The organism is Desulfopila inferna (genome assembly GCF_016919005.1).
In the GTDB taxonomy this organism is placed as follows: Bacteria; Desulfobacterota; Desulfobulbia; order Desulfobulbales; family Desulfocapsaceae; genus Desulfopila_A; species Desulfopila_A inferna.
Window position 1 is genome coordinate 819,173 of record NZ_JAFFQE010000002.1, and the last position, 25,910, is coordinate 845,082.

Genomic DNA, 25,910 nt, shown 5'->3' on the forward strand with positions numbered 1-25,910 from the left:
AGCTATTTAGAAGCTGTATATAAATTCACGTCACATTGTTTACCTTGCCAATAGGAAAAGATGCTAGTTGATATGTTAGACTTAAATCAAATCAAGCAAGTGAGTTGGTATTTTTTAGCTATTTAGAGTGTTTTTAGCAACTGGACTGCATCATAATCAGGTGGAGCAAATTTAAAATAAATAATTTCATCCATGGTTATAAATTTACATTCTTCATGTTCACGCAGAACAATTTCGTCATTGTGAATTCGTCCTATCACAGGGATAAATTCTGCTTGAATCTCACTATTTTTGAAAATGTAACTGGGATAAATTTTAAGAATTTTGATTGAAGCTCTAAGCTCTTCAAAAATTTCCCGGGTAAGTGCATCTCCGATTTCTTCTTCAGCTTTGATTTTCCCTCCTGGAAATTCCCATAATCCACCATACATTTTTTCCCTATTACGCTTTGCGATGAGGATTTTTCCTTCATTATCAAAAAGAAGTCCCATTACTACTCTCATCATGATGAATGCTCTCTAAATTTGAAAAACTATTTAAACAAAGGCTACATTACACAGAAGAAACATCGTACAAGTTATCTAAATTAAAAAATTTATAAATTGTTTGACATATAAATACTCCTCCAATAGAAAGTATTAAATGAGGCAACTTGTTTGTTAGCTCCGACCAATTTACTAGGAGAACCTGATATGAGCTTAAATGCAACACTAGGGTTGATATTTGAAGAATATTTTGAGGCTTCTCAGAAACCTTTAAGTAGGAATGCTTTAGCTGAGTTCATCAGAAGTGATTTTCCAGCCACCATCAGATCTATCATTGGGAAGAACAATAGATACTTATTGCAAGGTAGCCCCGGCCAAGGAAACTGGGCTCGAGTACCGTGGGCAGCAATTTTTGATCGTTTCATCACGGGAACCGCTCAAGAAGGTTATTACATCGTTTACCTCTTCCGTGAAGATCTTGCTGGTGTGCACCTCTCTCTTAACCAAGGTGTTACTTCAATCCGTCAAGAATATGGGGCTGATGCTAAACATGCATTAAAAGTTCGAGCCAATGATTTTCTTGCTAGATTGGGCAAAGCTGCTAATGGCTTAGAGCAAGGACCAATTAATTTGGCTTGTTCTTCATCATCCAGCCTTGGCGCTTTTTACGAGGTGGGATCAATCTGCTCAGTCTATTATACAAAGAATAATTTACCGGCAGACGAAGTACTCAATAGGGATCTTAAGAGATTTGTCGATCTATACTTTAGCCTCGTATCAAATGAGAGTAGGCTATTTAAACAAACGGATGCAGAGGTAGACGAGAAAGAGTTGCAGGTTGAAGATCTACGTATCCTCAGAGAGCACAAACGTATTGATAGAAATCAAAAACTATCACAGCGTGCAAAAAAAAAGCATGGATATATTTGCAAGGCATGTGGTTTTGACTTTCAAAGAGTTTATGGCAATATCGGTAAAGAATTCATCGAAGCTCATCACTTAGTTCCACTTTCTGAACTAAAAGGCCAGAGAATTGCCTTAGACCCGGAGGCTGATTTTACCGTTCTTTGTTGTAACTGTCATAGTATGATCCATAAGAGTAATTTTGTAAGTGACGTGAAGGCATTCCAAGAAAACCACCTTAAAACCAAAGTAACGTTTGATTAGTGGAGCATGTTGGTATGAATGAGATTAAAGAATTAACAGAAGAGATTGTGAAATTTAGAGATGCCCGTGATTGGGAACAGTTTCATAATTCAAAAGATCTTTCAATTGCAATTAACAACGAGGCTTCGGAGCTGCTAGACCTTTTTCTTTGGAAGGACAATGAAGAGTTTAATGCTGATAAAATGAAAGAAGAGCTAGCTGATATCTTAATCTTTTCACTCTTACTTGCCCACAAAAACAAACTAGATGTGAAACAAATCATTTTAGATAAAGTAGCTAAGAATGGTGAAAAATACCCAGTTGAAAAGGCCAAAGGAACAGCAAAAAAATACACTGAATTGTAATGCTAATATATCGAGATACAACAGAGCGATTTATCGAAGCTGTTCGAGAAAATAACCTAACTAATATTTTAGAAGACAATTTTAAAAGTAGCTTTGGTCGAGCAGCAAATATCAGTGAAATAAATTCATGGCAAAACTCTCTTCCTCGAGTGAGAGACCTTATTGAACTAGCTGATCTTAAGAATAACTACATTGCTGTTGAATATGAAATTCCATATAATCAAAATCGAATTGATTGTCTTCTATTCGGTACAGGAGGAAATGGAGATAAAAATCTAATCCTACTTGAGCTGAAACAATGGTCTAAAGTAAACGCTTTAAAAGATGAAGGTAATTTTGTTGAAACCTATGTAGGAGGTGGGGACCGTGTTGTTCCGCATCCTTCGCAGCAGGCAAAAGGATATCATAATTATCTCTTGGGTTTTGTAGAAGAGTTTGACAAAGAACCTCCAATGCAACTTTTAAGTTGTGCCTACTGCCATAATTATTCGGAGGATAAAGATGATGGCCTTTTTTCCCCTATTTATAAAGCAATTCTCGAAGACTATCCAGTTTATACAAAGGATGATACTCGTAAGCTAGCCGACAAAATCAAGTCATTGCTCTATAATGGAGATGGTTTTGAGGTATTCAATCGGTTCATGCAAAGCCCAATTCGGCCGACCAAAAAACTTCTGGAAAACGTTTCGAAAATTGTTGAGAACAAGGCTGTTTTTTCCCTGCTTAATGAGCAACTCGTAGCTAAAAATCTGATCTGGTCTAAAGTCAATAAATCAAAAAAAAGTGGAAAGTCTTCTGTGGTTATTGTTCACGGAGGTCCAGGGACAGGAAAGTCTCTTATCGCGCTTAATATACTGGCAGAAGCAGCAAAAAAGAAGATGCATGTTTCATATGGTTGTAAGTCGAAACCATTTACCTCAGGTATCCAAAACCTCGTTGGCCAAGCCGCTCAATTGTTAGTAACTAATCTTTTCCGATACACTCCTTCACGAGTTGAGGAGGAACAATTTGACCTCCTTCTAATAGATGAAGCCCATCGTATCGCTAAGACCAGTAATTTCCAATTTACCAGGCCTGAACATCGCACCGATATGCCTCAGGTTGATCAACTTGTTCGGTGCGCAAAGACATCTGTTTTTTTTATTGATGATCGTCAGAATGTACGCTCTCTTGAAATAGGGAACTCTCAAATCATTAGAGATGCAGCAGAAAGATATAATCGCAGATTGTTCGAAGTAGAGCTTAATACTCAGTTTCGTTGTATGGGATCCAACGATTATTTACTTTGGCTGGAATCAGTTCTTGGATACACAGATGAGAAACGTATTCTCCAAGAAAGTGAGGTTTTTGATTTTAAAATCTTCGATTCACCGGATGAGATATACAAATTAATAGCGGAAAGAGAGCAGCAAAAATCTAATTCAGCCCGAATGGTTGCCGGCTTTTGTTGGCCTTGGAGTAAGCAACTAGATGAGAATGGAGAGTTCGTTAAAGACATTCAAATTGGCGATTTTGCAATGCCGTGGGAAACGCATGGTCAAATCACACGCGTGCCTAAAGGATATGTGAAATGGTTCGAGTGGGCCTATCGAACCGAAGGGGTGAAGCAGGTCGGATGTATTTATACTGCTCAAGGATTTGAGTTTGATTATATCGGCGTAATTATCGGTGATGACCTTGTTTATGATCCAGAGTCGGACTCGTTGAAAGCTGATATTTCAGCCACTCAAGACCCGACACTACGTCGAGGTAAGCAAAATTTTGAGATCCACGTGAAAAACATCTATCGCACTCTAATGTCTCGTGGAATGTTGGGGTGCTATGTTTATTTCACAAACAAGGAAACCGAAGCGTATTTTAGAAAACATATTGAATAGCCTAATGTGCTTATTGCCATGGATTGGCACTTCTATTTCGATAATTTTAAATATTAATGGGGATATAATTCTCAACATTAATAGCAGAAGTTTTCAAGAGTTTAATTTTATTAAACACATTATTGCACCAATAGGTTGACAGGTCGCGCGCAACAAAATAAATCTACTTTATATTCTGATGTCTAAACTTCAATTGTTTGAATCCAGTAAGATATCAAACAAAGAGCCCTAAATAGCTTTCTTATTCAAGAGGAGTTCTAAAATCAATGCACAATCTTACTAAAGAGCTGAATGAGATTAGAAATCAGTTGTCATACTCAAAACGGTTAGGATTGTTTCTAGGTGCCGGCACATCAAAATCTATTGGCATTTCTGATATTGCCAAATTGACTAAAACAGTCGAAAAAAATTTGAATAAAGCTGATGGTGAGGTGTATGAAAAATTGAAACTTTGTTTTCCTGATGACAGTAATGGCTATGAAACAATAGAGGACTATCTCAACCAATTAAGATTAATACGAAAAATTACTTTTGAACAAGCAAATAGAGAATTTCATGAGATTGATGGAGAACAAGCTAAGGAACTAGATATTCGAATCTGTAGTGAAATATATAAAATCATATCAGCCGAAGAGGAGATGGCTGATCCGACAGTTCCACTGAAATTTGCGGCATGGCTGAATTGGTTGAGTAGAGATTATCCAAAAGAAATTTTCACAACGAATTATGATTTAATCTTTGAAAAAGCTTTTGAGAGTTTGATGATACCATATTTTGATGGATTTGTTGGCTCATATGAGCCATTTTTCTTACCAGAAACAATTGAAAAAGAAGCAACTTCTGAAACCCCGCCTTCTTCTTGGATTAGGCTCTGGAAACTTCACGGTTCTTTGAGCTGGTTTTGGAAACCTGATAGTGAAGGGAATAAAGATAGGATAATTAGACTTGGATCAAATATAAAACCAAAAGGTCTGTATGATGAAATTGTTATATATCCTTCTAGAGAAAAATACGAATCATCAAGAAAACAACCTTTTATATCATACTTTGACAGACTAAAGTCATTTCTAAACGATGGGGAGCGCCTTTTTATAATAAATGGGTACTCTTTTTCTGATGATCACATCAATGCTCAAATCTTTGACAGCCTACGCCATAATAACAGGCTTCATGTAATGGTATTTTTCTATTCTGATAAATCGTTAGAAAAGCTTGTTAAGGAAGGAAGAATCTATCCAAATTTAAGTGTATATGGAGCAAAGAAAGCAATCATAAATGGCATCGTTGGGAAATGGGATGAAGAGTCTGTAAGTGAATTAAGTAAAGATTTTTGGGACAATACAAAGAAGAAACTTATGCTTGGCGATTTTAAAGAATTAATTAGGTTTTTCCTTGTTTGCTCTGGGCGAAAAGAGAAACTTGAAGAGGAGGTTTCTTAACATATGAAAAAAGATATCACATATTTAGGTAGAGTGATAAATGTTAGTAGCTCGACAGTGGAAGTTGAGATTGATAAAGAAATACCTTCAGCTGCACCAATCATCAATGGAAGGGTCTATAAACTTGGACAAATAGGAACTTTTGTAAAGTTTCCTATTGGGAATTTAACCTTATTTGGCATTGTTACTTCGGTAACCAATATACCAAGTACAGTTGACATTGACGGCTATGAGCCTGATATAGGCTCAAGATTCTTACAACTCCAATTAGTTGGGGAACGGTTGGGTGATACAGGGTTCCAGAAAGGTATCGGTACTTTTCCAACCATTAACGATGAAGTTCATATTGTTGTGGAGGATGATTTAAAAACGATATACGGAAACAAACAAGATGGGTTGATTGAAATCGGTAAACACTCAGCCTCAGATAATTTATCAGTATTTCTAGATTTGCATCATTTAGTTCTACGCCATAGTGCTATTCTAGGGTCGACAGGTAGCGGCAAATCAAACACGACTGCTAAAATTCTTTCAAATATTTTAAACTCATACCCTGGCTCAAGGATAGTATTAATTGATCCACATGGAGAATATTCTTCTGCTTTTAAAGGAAAGGTAAAAGTTTTTAAAATCAATGGAAGCTCCAATCCATTATATATTCCATTTTGGGCGATGAATTTTGATGAGCTGTCGTTTTTTTTGGTGGGTAGGCAACAAGGTGCAGAGAGACCTGAGGATAAAAGGCTAAGGGAAGAAATTGTAAAACTGAAAAAAGATAGTGCAAATAAGTTAAAAGCAGGAGCTGTTGAGACAAAATATATTACTGAAGACTCGCCGATTCCATTTGACATAAGGAAAATGTGGTACACATTTAATCGAGAAATTTACGCTACTTACAGTAGTAATTCTGATCACCAAGCATCAACTGAATGCCTCACTAGGGAAGGAGACGCTAAGACCCTAACTCCTGCTATTTTTGAACCTTATAGTTCTACAAACACAGCACCCTTTAAATCAAAACAACAAACCATGTTTGCTTATGAAAAAAAACTCTTCTCAAGATTGAAAGATACAAATTATGATTTCATGTTCAATCCTGGTCCATATTACTCAGCTTCAACTGATAAAGATATAGATCATCTGCTTAGGGAGTGGATAGATCATAACAATCGACTAACGATACTTGATTTAAATGAAGTTCCTTTTGAACTGACTGATATTACCGTTGGTTTGATAACTAGATTTTTATTTGACTCAATGTACTGGGGAAGAAACGAAAGCTACACTGGAAGGAATAGACCATTGCTTATGGTATATGAAGAGGCCCATTCATATCTTCCAAAAACAGAAACTTCTCCCAATATTTACGGTTATGCGAGAAAAGCTGTTGAAAAATTATTTAAAGAGGGAAGAAAATTTGGAATTGGTGCTATGGTTATCACTCAAAGACCATCAGAAATTTCCCAAACTATTTTAGCTCAAGTAGGTACATTTATAGCCTTACGGTTAACTAATAGTAGTGATAAATCTACTGTACAGTCAGCTGCTCCCAATAATATGACTACGTTGATGGATCTTCTACCGTCCCTTCGAATTGGAGAGTCAATCATCGTAGGCGAGTCGATCAATATCCCTTCAAGAGTTAAGATTGAATTAATGGAACCTCGCCCAAGTAGCAACGACCCAGATCTAGTAAATAGTTGGACAAAGGAATTTAAAGCCAATAAAAAAAATTATACAAAAGTTGTGAAAGCTCTAAGAGAGAAAAAACATATAAAATGAGGTGGGAATATGGAACGAATATCTGTGGAGTCCTCTAATATAGAAAGTGTTGGTTATGATCCTGATAATGCGATTCTGCAAATTGCTTTTCTTAGTGGAGCTGTATATGAATATTTTGATGTATCTGAGTACATTTATGATGAATTGATGGCAGCTGACTCAAAGGGTAAATATGCAAATAAAAACATATATAAGCATTTTAATTATCAGAGGATTGGCTAAAAATGTCATCAAAGATAAGACTTAATCAAAAGTTAAAAAGAGTAGAACTAAAAAGTTTTGAAATAGAAAATCAGATTGTATTTGAGTTTTTTAACAAGCTACAGGTTGATCAACGAGACGACCAACTATTAAAAGCACTTTATATCGGTGTGTTGGCATTAATAGAAGACCGATTATCTGCGTTTCTAGCGAAAACTTCGAACGAACTTGGTACTGAGCTTGAAAGTTTAAAAATGATTTTCGATATGAAGCAGGAACTTTTTTATAAAACCGCAATCAAAGGAGTGCTTGGGGAAGAAGAGTGTGCTGAATATTTGACTAATCTTGTAGAGGAAAAGAAACTTAATGACACTATCACATTAACGGGAAATTTAGCAGGAGTTTTACCTAAAAATAAAACTGGGGATATAGTTTGTCAGCTAAATAATGATCCTGGAGTAAGTATAGTTGTTGAATGCAAATTTGATAAAAGCTTAAAACTTGGTGATATATCCCAGAAAGATGTATTTACTAAGAAGATTGATACTGCTTGGAGCCAAATGCTGGAGTCTCAAGTAAATAGGGGGTCTAAGGCAAGTATAATTGTATTTGATGTATCTTTGGTAGATAATAGTATTATTAATCGATTTGGGGGTGTTGGGTATATCGAAGAGATTGGTTTTGTATCTATTATCGATTCGCAAAAAGGTGATTATAGGAACCTTAGCATAGCATATTTATTAGCAAGGGACCTTGTTTTAAACTCTAAAGCTATCGAGTATAATCCACAATTATTGCGAATATTGATTAATAGAATTCTCAAAGATATCAAGGATTCATTTTTGATTAGAAGTTTAGTTGAGAGGAACATTTCGACGAATAAGGAAATTTTGAAGCAGTTAGAAAAATCCTTTTTATCAATGGAGTTTAACTATAAATATCTTACAAAGTTCTTATCTGATGGGATCTTGACTAATGAAGACTTACTAGATTTTTATATGTCGGAGGATATTAAGGAGAAATATAAGATTCTTGAAAAAGAGATTATTGACTTATAGATAATTCTTGTCAATTATTTCAGGCCTGTTGCTATTAAGAAATAAAAATTAAAGAAGATCTTCTGAAAACTGCCATTTATTAGTTCTGTATGTTTTTTAGGATTTGTGATTGTAGTTAATGGTAATAAGGAAACAACAGCTAATGATGACATAAAGGGTACCTTTTGGAGTACTTTTTTACTATTTATGGGCTTGTTGTGCTATTAATTCACCGATATCACACATTATTTGTCGTTGGTTAGACTCCGACCTCCGCATCGTCTATAAGGAAGAAAAAGCCGGAAAATACATCGCTGACAAGTTTCTGTGCCCCGAAGCCGATGGCCAGTCCAACGACTCCTGCTCCCGCCAGCAGCGGTCCGATTTCAACACCCCTGGTGGAAAGAATCGTCAAGATCACCATGATTACCAGAACAGTGCCGATGAATTTACGTACCATCGGCAGCAGGGTAGAGGCCCTTCCTCGGGATACCGGGCTGCCCCATTCGCTATCCTGGTCCTCCTCTGTCGACTCATGGGGTTCCTCCTCGAGCAGTTTTTTCTCTATATATCCTGCGATGAAACGCCAGGCGAGCAGGGCAAGGGCAAGGGTCACCAGCGAACGGAAGACAACCTCCGTAACCGTGGAAACATATGGCAACGGATATCCCCACATAAGCAGAAACCAGCCGAACAGCGCAAAAACAATAGCCACCCTCACCCCTCTGAAGATTTTGACAATCAGCAATCGCTCCTTTTCCTCCGCACTCGGCTCCTCAGAGGATACGCGCCTCTCCCCTTCTTTCGGGTCGTGATAAATTTTCAAAATCCTGACAATCGTTGCCACCACCCAATGGCTGATGCGGTCAAGGACCAGAAAGAGGGGGAATACCAGCAGACTGAGCAGGAAGGCCTGTCTTTCCAGCTGTATCGCCATGATCTGGTGATGAAGAAATATGACCCAGACGGTAAGGAGGTAGAGAAGTGCCGGAATATGCCAGAGCCTGGCGAATTGGCGAACAAGCCAGTTGCCCCCAGTGTCGATCGTCTCCGCAGAGATGATATAGTCGGCAATCCTCCGGCGGTTGGCAATAAGTATTATCGCAGTAAAAAGCAGAAGCAGCGAGCCCAGGGTGATAACGATCACAGTCACTCCCTCTGCAGGCATGCCCAGTTCGGAGACCACTGCTATACAGCTGAAACTCACAACGACATATCCCAAAACAAAAAGCATGGTCCTGTGGACAGTCCTGGCTGTTTCATCGCTTATATCTAGGAGCCGCAGGGCTGCAACAGATGGTGAACAGACAAGATGAGAAATGAGCAACCCGATTCGTATGGTCAGAATTGTCAACAGTACTGCCAGAAATAGATAGCGGCTGCCGTCGAGCTCCGTTAGGGGGGTGAGATAAAAGAGCAGAAAGACGATAACTGCAAAAACTGCCAGATCGGCCATTCCCGTAACCATTCGGAGGAGCCCTGCCCCGAACCGCATATAGCTGCCAAGCTTCGGTATTTCGCCCCCCTCTGATTGCTCGTGAAAACTCGGAGTCAACTTTCTGAAGAACAGCACGGCGAAATATCCCGCCACGAAAATCAGCATGATATACATGACATTGAAAAATGCGGAGAGAAAACCTGTTGTATTGCCAAAGCGGAGAAAGACGTTGCCGAGATACTCAGGCAGGCGGGATACAGAACGTACAAGTGCCTCGCCCCTGGTTTCCACCAGCTCCTTATCGTCTGAATCGAAAAGATGCAGCCACCCTACGATCACGCCGTAGGGTGTCGATGCCCCTTTTCCCTCGGCCTGCTCCCGGGGCCTCGCCGTGTCGGTCAGCTCGACAATCAACAGATCTCTTGCCTGCTCATCACTGAGCCTGGCCAGTAGAGAACTGATTTCTTCCTGGTTTACTCCCTCCAGGTTCCTATCAGCTTGCTTCAGTTTCTGCAGAATACGCGGAAGTTGTGATGACGATCAGGAGCAGGACAAAGAAGATCGAGACATTCATATACCGGATGGGCATCATCATAATCGCTACTTCTTGTCATTCACCTTCGCATTGAAAATAGCAGCGTATATTCAATGCGGAGATGGCTTTAATCCTTGAATGCTGACAAAATCCCATAATGCTAATAATACAGGGCACCTGGAAGAAGCATGAAGAATCCGGCCTGAGTTCTTTTTAACCAGCTGGTAGAGGGTTCTTCCTGTAAAAACGATTGTTGGCCGTCGATATCTGCAACCCAGACAAGGCCGTCTGCTTCCAGAAGAACTTGCCAGCTGTTTTGGTGCTGCATATTTTCCAAAATCTGGTCGGCAAGCTCGTCAGCCAACACGGGAGAATCAACGATCATGGCTGCTTCCGTGTTCAGGTAAGCGGAGCGCAGGTTGAAATTGAGAGACCCGACATAGACTACGCGCCGGTCGAAAACAGCCGTTTTGGCGTGCAGGCCGAGTGCGGAGTCATCGTCACAGTATTCTCTGAGACCGACCAGCTGCAGGCATGCCTTCGCATCCGGTCTCATTTCATATAACTCGATGCCGTGCCTGAGCATGTCTTTGCGCACCATGGCATAGCTGACATGATTGGGGAGAACATCATTTGAGGCCATGGAGTTGGTCAGGGCGCGCACGACAACGCCGCGCCGCCGGATGTCTTCGACCAGCTGCAGAACAGCCTCATCCAGCACGAAGTAGGCAGATTCAATCAGTATTTCTTCTCTGGTGTCGTCGGCAAGCTCCCGAAGGTACCCTGCCACTTTTTTCAGCCCCCCTGTATAGGCATCCTGTGTGCCGCCGGGAGCATCCGCCATAAAATCGGCCTGTGCCCACACCACATCCTCCAACAGCATTTGTCGGTAGTGCCTGAGGAGTTTTTCGGTTCCGGCCGGCAGAGGTGTTCTCAGCGGCGATTCAAGCCGCGATTGCATGAACTCCTCCAACGCCTTCGTTTCTCCCGTATATTCTATCAGCTCATCAACGGGTACAGCCCAGGGACTATTCCAGTACTCATTGAAGCTCCGGTTTACCTGTGTCACCACCGGCCCCACCGACAGCACATCCATGTCACTGAAATTGATGTGTTCGTTTGCTGCGAAATACTCATCGCCGATATTGCGGCCACCGGTGATGGCCACCGCTCCGTCGACTGCGAAGGTCTTGTTGTGCATGCGCCTGTTGAGCCGGTCGAAGTCAAAAGCGAAATTGAGCCACTTTCCCAATGCTGATCGCATGATAAAGGGATTGTATATTCGCACCTCGAGGTTCGGGTGGTGGTTGATTACCATCAACTGATCATTCCTGCCGCCTACGCTGAAGTCATCGAGCAGCAGCCGTACTGTTACGCCTCTGTCGGCGGCCCGCAGGAGTCCCTGCATCAAGAACCTGCCGCTCCTGTCGCTGTTCCAGATATAGTATTGCGCATCTATGCGTTGTTCAGCCATGTCGGCAAGGAGCATTCGCTCGGCAAGCGCCCTCTGGCCGTCGCGCAGCAACAGCAGCCCGGATTTTTCCGGATGGTCCTTGTTCGCAGCCGCTGAGAAATCAGCCAGCGTGGTATTCAGGTGCGGTTCCGGTCCAAGGGGCTGGTCTGAGCTTATAGCAGGGAGATTCTGCGCACAGCTGCAGAAAAAAATGAACGAGAACAGCTGTGCCAGGCGTATGCCCCTTGCAAAAAAATGCTTCATAGATGATCAAATTGATAAGTGTTGAAGACGAATCATCCGCCTCGCTCTCCGCTTTCGCTATATCCTCGAGCAGTGTCAATACAACAGTGCTTTCCTTCTCGTCTCAGTTCTGACCTTCTACAAAACACCTGCAGAAGGATATCTTAATTGTAGCCTGTACGTAATTTTTGTTATACTCGGAAATATACTAGTTTACGAAAATAGCGCGGAAGCCACCGACCTGTTGGCGGCAACCTCATTCGTTTCTACACGCATATGCCTAACGCAGATTTCCTATCCACAGAAAAAACGGTTTGCTTTCTTCTCACTTTTCTCTGTCTTATTTTGCCGCAACAGGTGCTTGCCCAAGCCCCCGACCGCTTCGATGAGGAGGAACTCCTCGCGGCAAACAGCACCTTTACAGGGGATCTCGAGGCGATGGTCGAACGAGGGTTTATACGGTTACTTATACCGTATAATCGTAGCTTCTTCTTCTTTGACGGTGCTGAGCCCAAAGGGATAAGCTACGAAAGTGCCAAACTCTTCGATCAGTTTCTCAACAAAAAGCTGGGGGCCGGGACACGCAAAACACATATGCTCATCATTCCCACTCCGCGGGATGAGCTTTTCCCATGGCTGGTCGAGGGTAGAGGCGATATCGCCATTGGCAATCTGACCATCACCGACGAAAGATTGAAACACGTCGATTTCAGCGATCCTTTTGCCATTAATATCAAAGAGATTCTGGTGACACACCGCCGCCAGGAGAAACTCGCCAACCTCTTCGATCTTGCCGGCATGGAGATTCATGTGCGTAAGTCGAGCAGTTACTTCGAGCACCTCGATCTTCTCAACGAAACGTTTGCCGGGGCCGGCAAGAAGCCCATTACCATCATTGAAGCCAATGAACACCTCGAAGACTCCGATCTTCTGGAAATGGTCAATGCCGATCTCATTCCGGCAGTCATCGTTGACGAGCATAAAGCAAAATTCTGGCAGAACATATTGACAAACATTCTCCTGCACCAGGATATCGCCATCAACAGCGGGGGACGGATAGGCTGGGGCCTTCGCAAAAACAGCCCGAAACTGAAAGCTGTCATCAACGAGTACGCCGCAGGCCACAAAAAGGGAACCCTGCTTGGCAATGTAATCATAAACCGGTACCTCAAAAACACCGATTACATAAGCAATATCGCCGCAGATGAGGATACCGCCAGATTCCAAAACACTGTCGACCTGTTCAAGAAATACGGCGGCAAATATTCCTTCGACCACCTGATGCTGGTCGCGCTCGCCTACCAGGAATCAAGACTCAACCAGGAGCTCACCAGTGATGCCGGCGCGGTCGGCATCATGCAGATGCTCCCCTCCACGGCCGGAGATGCGCATGTGGGCATAGCCAATATCGAGAAACTCGAACCAAACATCCATGCCGGGGTCAAATACCTGCGTTTCCTCTCAGACACCTATTTCCCCGCAGATCAGGGGTTCGACCCGCTTAACAGGGCATTCTTCACCTTCGCTGCCTATAACGCCGGCCCCGCCAAGGTTGCGTCTCTGCGCAGGGAGGCTGCGAAGATGGGTCTTGATCCCAATACCTGGTTCAACAATGTGGAAATTGTCGCGGCGAAACGGATCGGCAGAGAAACGGTGCAGTACGTCAGTAATATCTTGAAGTATTATGTAGCATATAAACTTCTCGAAGACCGGCTTGAGGAACAGGCGGATACTCCGCCGGCACGCTGAGGAGTGGTCGATAATCCAGCCTTGGCTGATTGCAGGCTGCTGTGGGCCGGGCGGCCTTTGCCTTACGTGAAATCGCTTTCTCCAACCTGATTAATAAAGGGGAAAAATGAGCCTATGAAGACCCCACCGCTCACGCTTATTGAACAGAATACCGAACGACTGCGATTTGAGGCGCTTCTTGTCGATATTTCAACCAAATATATCAATTTGCCCATTGATCGAATAGATGCCGAAATCGAAGAAGATCAACGGCGTATTTGTAAATGTCTCAACATTGACCTCTCTACACTCTGGCAGTGGGAAGACGAGTTGCGTCGTTTTCTTGTATTGACGCATCTCTACTCCCCTCCAGACGGTCCGGTACGCCCCGAAAGAGTAGAGGCGCAGACTTCGTTTCCCTGGATACTGCAACAGATGGAATTGGGAAGGACACTTACTCTTACAACTGAGGAAATGGTGCCGGAGGCGGCTGTCGATAAGGAATCAAGACGTTTCTATGGTGTGAAATCTGCTGTGGTCACACCTCTTTCTGTGGGAGGCGGCTCACTGATAGGCATACTAAGCTTCGATACGCTGCGGGATGAACGCCACTGGTCGGAAGATATTATCAAACGGCTGGTACTGGTTGCCCAGGTCTTCAGCAACGCCCTGTCACGCAAGGGAATGGAAAAAGCTCTGCGCAGTAGCGAAGCCCGCCTCAGCCTCGCTGCCGATTCAGCCGAAGCCGGCCTCTGGGAGTATAATGTCGAAACCGGACTCTTCTGGGCCACGCAGCGGGCCCTGGAGATCTTCGAGCATACCTCTCGCAGCGAGCCGCTGTCCATGCATAAGGTGGAGCAGCTTATCCACCCTGAAGATCTGGAGCGCGTGCGCCTGGCCGTGGACCAGGCTTTTGAAAACAACAGTTCAATCGACATTGAATACCGTGTACAGGCAAGCGACAAATCCTTGAAATGGATACATTCCAGAGGAGAACCCTACAGCAATACCGACGGCATTCCAGTCCGTCTGCTTGGAATCTCCACAGACATCACAGACCGTAAACTGTTCGAACTTAAACTGAAAATCAGCGAGGAACGCTTAGCCTCCGCCATCGACATTGCCGAACTCGGCTTCTATGAAATGGTTGAGGAATATAATGTGCTGTTCATGGATAACAGAATACGCAGCTTGCTGGGGGTATCCCGCGGAGAAAGGGAGAAGCGCCGGTTCTGGCTGGAACATATACATGAAGACGATGCCGACTATGTCGACGATGTCATCGGCAGGGTGCTGACAGGAGGAGTCAACCGTTTCAATCTTCAATATCGATACCGCCACCCCGAGCGGGGGACAGTCTGGCTTCATCATCTCTCCCGGGTATTGGCAAGAGATTCCGATGGATTGGCCACCCGTGTCATCGGCGTCATGCAGGACATCACCGAGCGAAAAAAGGCCGAATTTTCTCTGATCGAGAGCAAAAAGACACTCAAGAATCATCAGAAAGATCTTCAAAGACTTGCCGGACGACTGATTGCCGTTCAGGAGGAGGAGATGCGCAGGCTCTCCAGGGAACTGCATGACGATTTGACGCAGAGACTGGCTGTACTTGCCATCGAATGCGGCAAGCTGGAGCTGCAGCAAGACAGACAACCTGATGACCGCAAAGCCCTTATTCGCATCAAGGAGCAACTGATTGCCGTATCCCAGGACGTCCACAGCATGTCGCGGCAGCTCCATCCGACGATCATCTCGGACCTTGGACTGGTCAGTGCCATAGAAGAAGAGGTGGCAATGATAACCCGGCGGGAAGGCATCGAAATAGCGTTCGAGCATACCCAGCTGCCTGAAGATATTTCCGAGGATATTTCGCTGTGCCTCTACCGGATTATCCAGGAAGGACTCAAAAATGTGGTGTGCCACGCCGAGTCCGAGGGTTGTGAGCTTGTATTGCACACCGATGAATGCGGCTACCGTCTAACCATAGGCGATAACGGCATTGGTTTCGACCATCGCCAGGTAAAGCACAAGCCCGGGCTGGGGCTGTCGAGCATGCGGGAGCGGGTGCTGCTGGTCAACGGGACGCTCCAGATAGATTCCCGCCCGGGAAAAGGCACAACCGTTCATGTCGCCATACCATTTGAAGGGAATACATCATGAAACGTCCAAGGATAATACTAGCCGACGACCACAGTATCGTCGCCGAAGGTTTGCGGAGCCTGATCGAACCCGAATTTGATATCGTCAAAATTGTCGTCGACGGCCGGGCACTGATTGATGCCGTTGATACCCTTCGCCCGGACGTGATCATCGTCGATATATCCATGCCGCTACTCAACGGAATCGACGCCGTCAAACAGATCCGCAAAACCAACGAAGAGGTCAAGATTATTTTTCTTACCATGCACCCCGATGTGGCCTATGCCGTCAGTGCCCTGGCAGCCGGTGCTCAGGGGTATGTCTTGAAACATTCCGCCCCGCACGAGTTGGGTGAGGCGATACGTAAGGCCCTTCGCGGCAAGACCTACATCACCTCGAGTCTCCAGCGAACCCTTCAGGAAACCCACAAGGATCATTCAAAAATGCGTCACAAGGAGTCTTCTCTTTTGACTAAAAGACAGCGCGAAGTACTGCAGCTGTTGGCGGAGGGTTATTCCGTCAAGGAAATCGCCTCCATGTTGGATATTTCCTCACGGACGGTGGAATTTCATAAATACCAGATGATGAAGGACATCGGCCTGAAAACCGTCGCCGATCTTATTCGTTATGCCATCAAGCATGGCATTGCCTCTCCCTAGCAAATTCTTTTTACTGAAAACCTGGTAATTTTCCCAGTTATTCTTTTTTTCCCCTTCAGCTATCATTAGCTATCAGAGCGGTTAGCTTCGCTGTTTCTGCATTGCAACTGGCTGTTTTCTTGCCTCATAGAAGGGCGAATACACATCGTTCTCGAGGGAGGCAGCAATGGTCAAACAGGAACACGCACTTCTGGCCGAATAGCACTATACCAAGCTCGGTGGTTATGCTGGACAGTTTCGATACAGGGGCAGGGGCTTTGTCCTGAAATGAACGGGAATCGATGACCTTGCCCAGGCCATAGAGGTCGTCCATCAGGGGATGGCGATTTGCCGCCCTGCGATCCGCACCAAAAAACATGATGAGCACACGAATGATCAAAAATGATTGAGACATAGAATATTAATTCACATGGAGGAATCATGAAGCATGGTAAATTGGTTTTCGGACTCACTTGTATTCTCGGCCTCACCATCTTCCAGTCAGCTTCAGCTGCTGATAAAGGGGTGGGGGTATCAAACACCGTAACCAAGGAAAAGGTCGAAAAGGTTTTCCCGCAAAAGCCGTCGTATTCACCCTATGCGGGACGCAACTTCCCCACACGGCCCTACTTCGGCGACACTCATCTGCACACTGGTTTTTCCATGGACGCCGGTGCCTTCGGAGCCAGGCTGACTCCTGCCGATGCATATCGATTTGCCAGGGGAGATGAATTGCAGTCCAATACCGGCCAACCGGTCAAGCTGTCCCGACCGCTCGATTTTCTCGTTGTTGCCGATCACTCCGACGGCATGGGCTTCTTTCCGCTGCTCATGAGCGGTGACCGGAAACTGCTGGCTACGGATCAGGGCCGAAAGTGGTACGACCAGATAAAATCCGGCAAAGGGGCCGATGCTGCAATAGATATTATCGTCAGCTTTGGTAAGGGAGAGATGCCGGATGGATTTCCCCTCCCCGGTACCAAGGCCTATCGCTCGGCCTGGCAACAGACCATAGACGCTGCTGAACAGTACAACGATCCCGGAAGGTTCACTGCCTTTATCGGTTTCGAGTGGACTTCAAACACCGGCGGCAACAACCTCCACCGCAACATCCTCTTTCGAGAAAACGGCAACAAGGCAAGTCTTGTAGAACCTTATACCACCATGAAACCCCTGGGAAGCGATAATCCTGAAGATCTGTGGAAATGGATGACGACCGCTGAGGAAAAAACCGGCAGCGATGTGCTGGCCATCGCCCACAATGGCAACCTGAGCAATGGCCTCATGTTCCCCACTATTGAGGCATTCGGGAAGAAAATCGACAAAGACTATGTTTCAACCCGAGCCAAGTGGGAACCGCTGTATGAAATGACACAAACCAAGGGTACTGGTGAAGCACACCCCTATCTTTCACCCAATGACGAGTTCGCTGACTTTGAGATATGGGACAAGGCCAACCTCGATGGCACCGTACCCAAAAAAAAGGAAATGCTTGAATATGAATATGCCCGTTCGGCCCTGAAAAACGGCCTCGTGCTTGAAGAAAAACTCGGCACAAACCCATACAAGTTCGGCATGATAGGCAGCAGCGACGCCCATACCGGCCTTGCTGCCATGGAGGAGGAGAACTTCTTTGGTAAGACCGCACCACAGGAGCCAGGACCGGAACGTATGACAAAAGCCTTTGTTAGCAATCCACAAACCGGTGTGACAGTCATGGACTGGGAGGTCGGCGCTTCCGGGTATGCTGCGGTCTGGGCCATGGAAAACTCCCGCGCCGCGCTCTTTGACGCTATGGAGCGAAAAGAAACCTATGCCACCACCGGTCCACGTATGTTAGTTCGTTTTTTCGGCGGTTGGGACTTCAAACCAGAAGATGCCCATAACCGGTTGCCGGCCGACATCGGTTACGCCAAGGGCGTGCCCATGGGTGGCGATCTTACAGCTGCTCCTTCCGGCAAAGCTCCCACGTTTATTGCCGCCGCCCTCAAAGACCCTCTCGGCGCCAACCTCGACCGCATCCAGATCATTAAGGGCTGGGTCGACAAAGATGGCAAACTGCATGAGCGGGTCCATGATGTGGCGGTTTCCGACGGCCGTGAGATCGATGAAGATGGCCGCTGTATGACTCCGGTAGGCAGCACGGTGGATCTGGAGAACGCAACTTGGACAAATACCATAGGCGACCCGGAACTGATTGCGGTATGGCAGGATCCTGATTTCGATCCCAATCTTCGGGCCGTCTACTATGTTCGTGTCCTGGAAATTCCGACACCACGCTGGACCGCCTATGATGCAAAGCGATTGGGCACAAAGCCGGTGGAGGGAACAACCATGACCCTGCAGGAACGGGCCTACACCTCGCCGATCTGGTATACGCCGTAAAACACTGTAGATTATGACAACACTGTTAAAATTCCTTAAAGAACCTCTGCTGCACTTTCTGCTGATTGGAGCGGGACTGTTTTTCCTGAGCGGGTACGGTAACGGCCCCGCTCCAATGCAGACCGGGCAGACAGGTGAATCTTCCACCGAGATTGTCGTTACTGGAAGCAATATTGACCAGTTGGTGGAGACTTTTAGTAAAACCTGGCAGCGAGAACCTACGCAGAAGGAAGAAGCCGGACTGATCGAGACATTTATCCGTGACGAAATCTATTATCGTCAAGCCAGGGCAATGGGGCTGGATCGTCAGGACCCCGTGATCAGGAGAAGAATGCGGCAGCAGATGGAGTTCATCTTCGAGGACATATCTTCCCAGGATGAGCCGACCGATGCAGAGCTGAGCACCTTCATGCTGGAGAATCCTGAACGTTACCTGATAGATCCGCAGGTATCATTTCTTCATGTATACATTCGTACAGACGGAGCGGCGGCACAAGCAGGAAACGAGACCGTGCGGCTTCTCTCTCTGTTGCAAGAAGGTGCTGAACCCTCCACTTTAGGCGCTCCCTTTTTGCTGGGAAACGACATCCGTCTGTCACCTCTCTGGGAGATCAGCAACAGGTTCGGCGATGATTTTGGCAGGCGACTGCTGGAGGTGCAGCCCGGCAGATGGGAGGGGCCGCTGCCATCTGCCTATGGTCTCCATCTGGTATTCATCACAGATGTTAAAGAAAGCCGTCTTCCCCCCCTTGCTGAAGTGCGGGAAGTGGTTGCTCGTGACCTGATGCGCATGCGCCAGCAAATGCTCAAGGATGAAACCTACGCCAAACTGAAGGAAAAATATACGGTTGTTATCGAACAGCCACAGGAAGTGGTTGCCAATACAGCTGCGGAGGCGGCGATGGAGTCACCAAATTGACATGAGGCTGCTCTTCTTTTTTATACTGCTTTTTGGGCAATGTACTCTTTGTCTGGAGAGCTCTGCCCATGAGTCACAGCCCGGAACCCTGGAAATCCGGGAACGTGCCGACCAGCGCTATGAGCTGACATGGCGGGCGCCGATCTATTACGGCGGGCCCCATCCCGCCAGGCTCGAATTGCCGGAACTCTGGCGGGACACGATTGTTCCCGAAGAAAAGTTACTTCCAGACTCGCAGGTTTTCCGCCGTGTTGTAGCCCTGGATGGAAAAGGTGTTGATGGGAGTATTATCCGCTTTCCCGGTCTCGAGAAAACAATAACCACAGTCTTTGTCCGCTTGATCCGACTCGACGGTACCTCAACAACGGAGGTTGTCAGACCCACCTTGCCCTCTGTGAGATTGCGCGGAGAACGTCCAGCGAATGTCGCAGCTTTTGAGTACACCGGATTGGGTTTTTACCATATCCTCCAGGGTATAGACCACTTGCTTTTCGTGCTCGGCCTGCTTCTCATCGTCAAAGGCAGAATGATGCTTGTCAAGACGATTACGGCTTTTACCGTTGCCCACAGTATAACGCTGGGTATTGCCACTCTCGGCTATGCCAGCGTACCGTTGGCGCCGCTCAATGCGGCAATTGCTCTTTCTATACTGTTTCTTGGCCCGGAAATAGTCCGTTCATGGAGAGGCCAGTCAAGCCTGACCATCCGCTATCCCTGGATGGTGGCTTTTTTATTTGGACTGCTGCATGGGTTCGGTTTTGCAAGCGGACTGACAACTACAGGCATGCCGCAAGCGGAAATCCCCCTGGCGCTGCTTTTTTTTAATGTAGGCGTTGAATTTGGTCAGCTTGCCTTTGTGTTTACTGCGCTTGCGTTGGTCCCCTCATTTACAATCCTCGAGGTTCATTGGCCAAGGCCGGTTACAGCATTGCCAGGCTATGTTGTTGGCAGTCTCGGGGCATACTGGACCATTCAGCGAACTGTCATTCTTCTGGGGGTCGTATGATGAAAGAAACGAAAAATACAATTCACAGGAAAAGAAGATTTATGAGTATCAGTCTCTGGAAAATATTGGCGGCAATTGCTCTTTTGCTGATTCTTCCCTGGTCGGCTTTTGCGCATGTCCAGGGAGGTCAGGCGGCCGGGTTCATCACTGGCCTCGAGCATCCCTGGTCGGGGCTCGACCATGTCCTGGCCATGATTGCCGTCGGCCTGTGGGGTGCGCAGCTGGGCAATCCCGCCATCTGGATTCTGCCAGTCACCTTCCCCATTGTCATGTCCCTCGGGGCGATGATGGGGCTTTTGGGGATACCGGTTCCCGGTATCGAGATCGGTATCGCCCTGTCGGCCATCCTCCTCGGCATCATGGTGTTGGGAGAAGTTCGGCCCAAGCTTGCCTTTGCCGCAACTTTGGTCGGCTTTTTTGCAATTTTTCACGGTCATGCCCATGGCACTGAGCTGCCGGCGGGGCAGAGCGGCCAGCTCTACTCCATTGGTTTCGTAATGGCCACCGGCTGTCTGCATGGCCTGGGTATTCTTGTAGGCGTTATTCACCGCTGGCCCATGGGCAAGCTGATCCTGCGCGGTTCCGGCGGACTGATCACCTGTATGGGCATACTTTTCCTTTGGCAGGCACTGGCATGAAGCGATCGTTTTCGCCATACTGGCTACTGCTGCCAGTGGTGTCCATGGTGGCGGTTATCCTGCACCCGGTACGCGCCGCGGCCCACCTGGTGACCACGGGTATGGGACCGGTATATGACGGTATCGGCCATCTGCTGCTCACTCCGGAGGATCTTATCATCGCCCTGGCTCTTGCTCTTTATGGCGGATTGCTGGGGACGACTCACGGAAGGCATGCCCTGTTCCTGGTGCCGGCGGCCTGGTTTGTCGGCGGGCTTTTCGGGATGCAGACGGCACCACTCCCTGATTTTCCGGTGGCCGCCCTGTCATTTCTCCTTCTTGGATTGCTGATCGCCGCCGACCTCCGTCTTCCGCTGTCAGCCTTCACCATTACGGCCGTTGCTGTCAGCCTGACGCACGGCTTTTTAAACGGCATCGCCCTGAAGAGCGGCCCGGCAGGTTTGGGGCTTATCGGTATTACGGCAGCCCTTTTTATTCTGGTGACACTGGTTTCCGCCTTAGTTGTGTCACTTCGGCCACCATGGTCCAGGATAGCTGTACGTGTCATGGGCGGTTGGGTTGCTGCGGTCGGTGTATTGATGATCGGTTGGTTCGTGCGGGGCAATATGGCATAAACCCTCCATAGGCTCCTAGCACATCATTTTATTGAAAACCTGGTAATTTTCCCAGTTATCCTTTTTCCCTCCTTAGCCTATCATTAGGTATCAGAGCAGTTAGCTTCGCTGTCCACCCGTGCACCTGACTGCTTTTTCGCCTCTGTTTTGAACATTATTTCAGAATGTCCAATTTTACAGAAGGTCGGAAGCATACCGTTCTCGAGGGAGGCAGCATTCATGAAATTCGAAAAAGTTCTTCTGGCCGATTGTCACCATGACATGCTCGGTGGAGTGCGAACACTTCTTGAGGGGATATTTGAAAGGGTGCACATGGTGGCTGATGAGGCCTCACTGCTGGAAGCAATCGAGAAGATACGTCCAGATCTTGTTATTGCCGACCTTTCTTTTCCAGTTACCAGGGGGCTCAATGTCATCCATCGTCTGCGAAGGCTCTTTCCCGAGGTGAAACTGCTTGTTCTCAGTGTCCATAATGGACAGGTAGCCATGCAGGACAGCTTTGCTGCCGGGGCGGTGGGCTTTGTTTTGAAAAGTACGGCGGTGGATGACCTAGTTCAGGCCATAGAGGCCGTCCATCAGGGAAAACGGTTCAAGTCACCGTCACTGACCGATAATGACGGCCAATAACAACGAATATGAGACCGATTATGAAATTCAATATACTACTGACCTTCGCGATCGTATACCGCCGCCTCTATTGGCCCAAGAAGACCCCACCGTCCACTATCGACGGCACGTGGAAAATACCGGCCATAGAAAAAAGTTGACTGAAATGCGGAGCATCATCCAGAAATCTGTTGTAGATACGGTACTTTACTGCCGCAGCCGTTGGGGTTTTTTATGATTGGCTGGGTGGCGCGCGACCGCTTGCCTTGAGTGAGCGTATTCAGGTTTCACAAATGAATTTCGACAGGAAATGCCAGGCAGTAAACAGAGGTGAAGGCGCACCCAGAGGCTGATTATGAGTGAACAGAACGACTGGAAAAAAAAGCTGACCCATGAGTTAAACGAGTACTTTGTCAATTTCCTCTATCTATCGCTTTTTTTCTGCGTATTCACCACCTATCGCCGACTGCTGATGGCAGAATACGATATCAGCTATGGCGATTATGGCATCAGCATCATCAAAGCATTGATCCTGGCCAAGGTCGTCATGCTTGGAGATATGCTCAAATTGGGGCGTCGGCTGAAAGACAGGCCCCTGATGTATCTTACTCTTTTTAAGACGGTTCTGTTTACAGCATGGGTGTTGCTGTTCCATATGCTTGAAATAACTGTAAGCAACCTTCTCCATAGCCGGGGACTTGCTGGAGCAGTGCACGAGTTCATGGACCAGTTTCCCTATGAACTACTTGCCCACCTTCTCATAGTGCTTTTCGCCTTCCTGCCGTTTTTCGCCGTCAGGGAACTGAACAACATTTTAGGGGAAGGAAAAATTCGTCAGCTTTTTTTCTCCAGCGGATTGCTGGAAAAAACAGCATCGAAAAATGTGAGGAGAAATGATGGATAACGTTAGAAAGCCAATCTTGAAGGTGATGGCCTGGGCTGCAGGAGTCTTTGTAATCATGGCACCCGCATGTCTGTCGGCGGCAAGTGATGCCGAACAGCAGGCGGAGTTGGCCAAAAAGCTCGCCAATCCCATCGCCAGCCTGATCAGCGTGCCGATCCAGGCCAACTACGACGAAAACATCGGACCAGATGATGATGGTTCGCAGTGGCGGATCAATATCCAGCCGGTCATCCCGTTTTCAATGGGTGAAAACTGGAACCTTATCACCCGCACCATCGTGCCGGTGGTGGATCAGAATGATATTCCGGTATCAGGCCAGGGAGAAACAGGGTTGGGGGATATTGTCGCCAGCCAGTTTTTCTCACCCAAGGATGCGACCAGCAGAGGCTGGATATGGGGCGTAGGGCCGGTCTGGCTCTTGCCCACGGCCACGGAAGACGCCCTCGGCAGTGAAAAATTCGGTCTGGGGCCGACCGGTGTCATGTTGAAACAAAACGGCCCGTGGACCTACGGCGGCCTGGTCAACCATATCTGGTCGGTGGCGGGCGATGATGACAGGGTCGATATCAATGCCACCTTTATGCAGCCCTTTCTTGCCTACGTGACGCCGACCCAGACAACCTTCGGGCTGAATACCGAGGCCACCTACGACTGGGAAGGCGAGGAGTGGTCGGTTCCTATCAACCTCACCGTGGCGCAGCTGCTTAAACTCGGCAAACTACCGGTGCAGCTGATGGCAGGGATACGATATTGGGCGGAATCTCCCGATGGCGGCGCGGATGACTTGGGAGTACGGCTTCAGCTGACGTTTCTGTTTCCGAAATGACGACGCTTCGGCCGGCTGAAGGGCTGTGTCCGATGGTCGATCATTCTTCTTTAGCTGCATTAACCATAAACGAATGAGGAATTGAGATGAGAAAGAAAATGATGATGATGCTGGCGGCAATTCTTTTGCTGGTTGGACCGGCGGTGGCAGCAGAAAATCCTGTTGCCCAGGAAATGGAGGCAGCGATGAAAACCATTGCCGAGGGATGTGAGCAGGAACTGACCGGTTATTGCAAAGATGTCACTCCCGGAGAGGGACGTATACTGGCCTGTCTCTATGCCTACGGAGATAAGGTGTCGCCACGCTGCGAATATGCCCTCTACGATTCGCTCCATCAACTCAACAAGACCCTGGCAGTCACCTCCTATGTCATCGGAGAATGCCGGCAGGATCTATCAGCATATTGTGCTGATGTTCAAGTGGGAGAAGGTCGACTGCTGGACTGCCTCGACAGTAATGAATCCACGATCAGCAGGCGCTGCAATACGGCCTTGAAGGATGCAGGCTGGAAATAGAATAGCAAGGAGCTGCCTGGCCGGCATTCCCTGCAGCCATGAAAACGAACAGAGAGAGGTTACCGGATCAGCGAACCTGTCGTGAAACCGAGAACATGTGTTGAGGTGAAAAATCATGTCGAAAATGAGGTTAATGAAAAAAATTTGCATAGCCGGCCTGGCGACACTGTTAGCAGGCTTTGCCCACTCCGCTGCTGCTGCGCAGAACAGTGATGAATGGCAATTTGAGGCAACGCTGTACGGCTGGTACTCCGATGTTGACGGCACAATCAAATATCCCGGCGGTCCTGGGTCGGGAGGTGATTTTTCCATCGAAGCCTCTGATCTGGTCAGCGATCTGGAATTTGTCCTTATGGGTGGGTTTGCAGCCAAACGTGACCGCCTGTCCTTTCTCGTGGACGGCATCTACATGGATGCCGGTGCCAGCGAAACAATCACTGTGACAACCCCGAACGGTACGCCGATACGCGCTTCCGCCGGCTTTGATCTTACGACCTGGATTGTCAGCACCGGAGTCGGCTATGACCTGGTACAGGGCAAAAGAGGAACCCTTGCCGCATTCGGAGGGATTCGTTATCTCAATGCTGATGTTGAGGCAAGCCTGAATCTGCAGGGAGTACCGGCAAGCAGGTCTGATTCCAGTGATGTTTTTGATGGAATAGTAGGGCTGCGCGGCGCAATAAATTTAGGCGAGCACTGGTATATTCCCTATCACGGTGATATCGGCACCGGTCAGTCTGATCTGACCTGGCAGCTCTTCTCCGGAATAGGCTACCGCTTCAGTTGGGGCAATGTGAGGCTTGGCTACAGATATCTCAGATACGAGCAGGACGATGACAAACTGCTTCAGGAGCTTGACCTGAGTGGTCCTGTCATGGGAGTGGGCTTTCGGTTTTAACATTTGTTTACTCTGCCGGCATCAGCGGGTACGGAAACGCAGCAACCGGTTACTCTTGAGGTTTCCGGTTGCCTGTCCGGCATACCAACTTGG

General features: G+C 46.9%; 24 protein-coding genes. 20 read left to right on the top strand and 4 right to left on the bottom strand.

Annotated features, from left to right (window positions below; translation table 11 throughout):
• Positions 1-122 precede the first annotated feature (122 nt).
• Positions 123-506 (bottom strand): NUDIX domain-containing protein, encoded by a 384-nt coding sequence (locus JWG88_RS07645; RefSeq protein WP_205233108.1) that lies wholly within the window; start codon positions 504-506, stop codon positions 123-125.
• A gap of 186 nt (positions 507-692) precedes the next feature.
• On the opposite strand from JWG88_RS07645, the gene JWG88_RS07650 reads away from it, so the two are divergent.
• The 7 genes from JWG88_RS07650 to JWG88_RS07680 all read left to right on the top strand — a co-directional run bounded on the left by JWG88_RS07650 (position 693) and on the right by JWG88_RS07680 (position 8,353).
• Positions 693-1,652: an MrcB family domain-containing protein gene (locus tag JWG88_RS07650; protein ID WP_205233109.1), complete on the top strand. Its 960-nt coding sequence runs from the start codon at positions 693-695 to the stop codon at positions 1,650-1,652.
• A gap of 14 nt (positions 1,653-1,666) precedes the next feature.
• The gene (locus tag JWG88_RS07655; protein ID WP_205233110.1) at positions 1,667-1,996 is read left to right on the top strand and encodes a nucleotide pyrophosphohydrolase; all 330 of its coding nucleotides are present in this window, start codon (positions 1,667-1,669) and stop codon (positions 1,994-1,996) included.
• Positions 1,996-3,873: a DNA/RNA helicase domain-containing protein gene (locus tag JWG88_RS07660; RefSeq protein ID WP_205233111.1), complete on the top strand. Its 1,878-nt coding sequence runs from the start codon at positions 1,996-1,998 to the stop codon at positions 3,871-3,873. The genes JWG88_RS07655 and JWG88_RS07660 overlap by 1 nt, the downstream gene beginning before the upstream one ends.
• Before the next feature lie 266 nt (positions 3,874-4,139).
• Positions 4,140-5,312, top strand: a complete 1,173-nt coding sequence (locus tag JWG88_RS07665) for an SIR2 family protein (RefSeq protein ID WP_205233112.1) — start codon at positions 4,140-4,142, stop codon at positions 5,310-5,312.
• A 3-nt stretch (positions 5,313-5,315) separates the two neighbouring features.
• Complete coding sequence (locus JWG88_RS07670; protein ID WP_205233113.1) at positions 5,316-7,094, top strand: ATP-binding protein; 1,779 nt, start codon at positions 5,316-5,318, stop codon at positions 7,092-7,094.
• Between the two features lie 9 nt (positions 7,095-7,103).
• Positions 7,104-7,316 (top strand): KTSC domain-containing protein, encoded by a 213-nt coding sequence (locus JWG88_RS07675; RefSeq protein WP_205233114.1) that lies wholly within the window; start codon positions 7,104-7,106, stop codon positions 7,314-7,316.
• A gap of 2 nt (positions 7,317-7,318) precedes the next feature.
• Positions 7,319-8,353 (top strand): hypothetical protein, encoded by a 1,035-nt coding sequence (locus JWG88_RS07680; protein ID WP_205233115.1) that lies wholly within the window; start codon positions 7,319-7,321, stop codon positions 8,351-8,353.
• 238 nt (positions 8,354-8,591) lie between these two features.
• Here JWG88_RS07680 and JWG88_RS21615 read toward each other — a convergent pair whose 3' ends face one another.
• Positions 8,592-10,184 carry a mechanosensitive ion channel domain-containing protein gene (locus tag JWG88_RS21615; protein WP_240194313.1) on the bottom strand — a complete coding sequence of 531 codons (1,593 nt, stop codon included), beginning with the start codon at positions 10,182-10,184 and terminating at the stop codon, positions 8,592-8,594.
• 281 nt (positions 10,185-10,465) lie between these two features.
• On the bottom strand, positions 10,466-12,022 hold the full coding sequence (locus JWG88_RS07690) for a phospholipase D family protein (RefSeq protein ID WP_205233116.1): 1,557 nt from the start codon (positions 12,020-12,022) through the stop codon (positions 10,466-10,468).
• Between the two features lie 336 nt (positions 12,023-12,358).
• Between JWG88_RS07690 and JWG88_RS07695 the strand changes: the two genes are divergently transcribed.
• The 3 genes from JWG88_RS07695 to JWG88_RS07705 all read left to right on the top strand — a co-directional run bounded on the left by JWG88_RS07695 (position 12,359) and on the right by JWG88_RS07705 (position 16,527).
• Positions 12,359-13,750 (top strand): transglycosylase SLT domain-containing protein, encoded by a 1,392-nt coding sequence (locus JWG88_RS07695; protein ID WP_205233117.1) that lies wholly within the window; start codon positions 12,359-12,361, stop codon positions 13,748-13,750.
• Positions 13,751-13,864: 114 nt separating this feature from the next.
• Positions 13,865-15,889: a PAS domain-containing protein gene (locus JWG88_RS07700; RefSeq protein ID WP_205233118.1), complete on the top strand. Its 2,025-nt coding sequence runs from the start codon at positions 13,865-13,867 to the stop codon at positions 15,887-15,889.
• A complete protein-coding gene (locus JWG88_RS07705) occupies positions 15,886-16,527 on the top strand; it encodes a response regulator (protein WP_205233119.1) in 642 nt (213 codons plus the stop codon). The genes JWG88_RS07700 and JWG88_RS07705 overlap by 4 nt, the downstream gene beginning before the upstream one ends.
• Positions 16,528-16,651: 124 nt before the next feature.
• Here JWG88_RS07705 and JWG88_RS07710 read toward each other — a convergent pair whose 3' ends face one another.
• On the bottom strand, positions 16,652-16,921 hold the full coding sequence (locus tag JWG88_RS07710; protein ID WP_205233120.1) for a hypothetical protein: 270 nt from the start codon (positions 16,919-16,921) through the stop codon (positions 16,652-16,654).
• A gap of 26 nt (positions 16,922-16,947) precedes the next feature.
• Between JWG88_RS07710 and JWG88_RS07715 the strand changes: the two genes are divergently transcribed.
• The 10 genes from JWG88_RS07715 (at position 16,948) to JWG88_RS07760 (ending at position 25,817) form a co-directional block, all read left to right on the top strand.
• Positions 16,948-18,891, top strand: a complete 1,944-nt coding sequence (locus tag JWG88_RS07715) for a DUF3604 domain-containing protein (RefSeq protein WP_205233121.1) — start codon at positions 16,948-16,950, stop codon at positions 18,889-18,891.
• 13 nt (positions 18,892-18,904) lie between these two features.
• Positions 18,905-19,810: a peptidylprolyl isomerase gene (locus tag JWG88_RS07720; RefSeq protein WP_205233122.1), complete on the top strand. Its 906-nt coding sequence runs from the start codon at positions 18,905-18,907 to the stop codon at positions 19,808-19,810.
• A 1-nt stretch (position 19,811) separates the two neighbouring features.
• Complete coding sequence (locus JWG88_RS07725) at positions 19,812-20,816, top strand: HupE/UreJ family protein (RefSeq protein WP_205233123.1); 1,005 nt, start codon at positions 19,812-19,814, stop codon at positions 20,814-20,816.
• A gap of 41 nt (positions 20,817-20,857) precedes the next feature.
• Positions 20,858-21,454, top strand: a complete 597-nt coding sequence (locus JWG88_RS07730) for a HupE/UreJ family protein (RefSeq protein ID WP_205233124.1) — start codon at positions 20,858-20,860, stop codon at positions 21,452-21,454.
• On the top strand, positions 21,451-22,068 hold the full coding sequence (locus JWG88_RS07735) for a HupE/UreJ family protein (protein WP_205233125.1): 618 nt from the start codon (positions 21,451-21,453) through the stop codon (positions 22,066-22,068). Before JWG88_RS07730 ends, JWG88_RS07735 begins: the two co-directional genes overlap by 4 nt.
• 219 nt (positions 22,069-22,287) lie before the next feature.
• Positions 22,288-22,695, top strand: coding sequence for a response regulator (locus JWG88_RS07740; protein WP_205233126.1), 408 nt, complete (start codon positions 22,288-22,290; stop codon positions 22,693-22,695).
• Between the two features lie 334 nt (positions 22,696-23,029).
• Positions 23,030-23,578, top strand: a complete 549-nt coding sequence (locus JWG88_RS07745; RefSeq protein WP_205233127.1) for a hypothetical protein — start codon at positions 23,030-23,032, stop codon at positions 23,576-23,578.
• The gene (locus JWG88_RS07750; protein WP_205233128.1) at positions 23,571-24,404 is read left to right on the top strand and encodes a hypothetical protein; all 834 of its coding nucleotides are present in this window, start codon (positions 23,571-23,573) and stop codon (positions 24,402-24,404) included. Before JWG88_RS07745 ends, JWG88_RS07750 begins: the two co-directional genes overlap by 8 nt.
• 86 nt (positions 24,405-24,490) lie before the next feature.
• A complete protein-coding gene (locus JWG88_RS07755) occupies positions 24,491-24,919 on the top strand; it encodes a cysteine rich repeat-containing protein (protein ID WP_205233129.1) in 429 nt (142 codons plus the stop codon).
• 133 nt (positions 24,920-25,052) lie between these two features.
• Positions 25,053-25,817: a hypothetical protein gene (locus JWG88_RS07760; RefSeq protein WP_205233130.1), complete on the top strand. Its 765-nt coding sequence runs from the start codon at positions 25,053-25,055 to the stop codon at positions 25,815-25,817.
• Positions 25,818-25,910 lie beyond the last annotated feature (93 nt).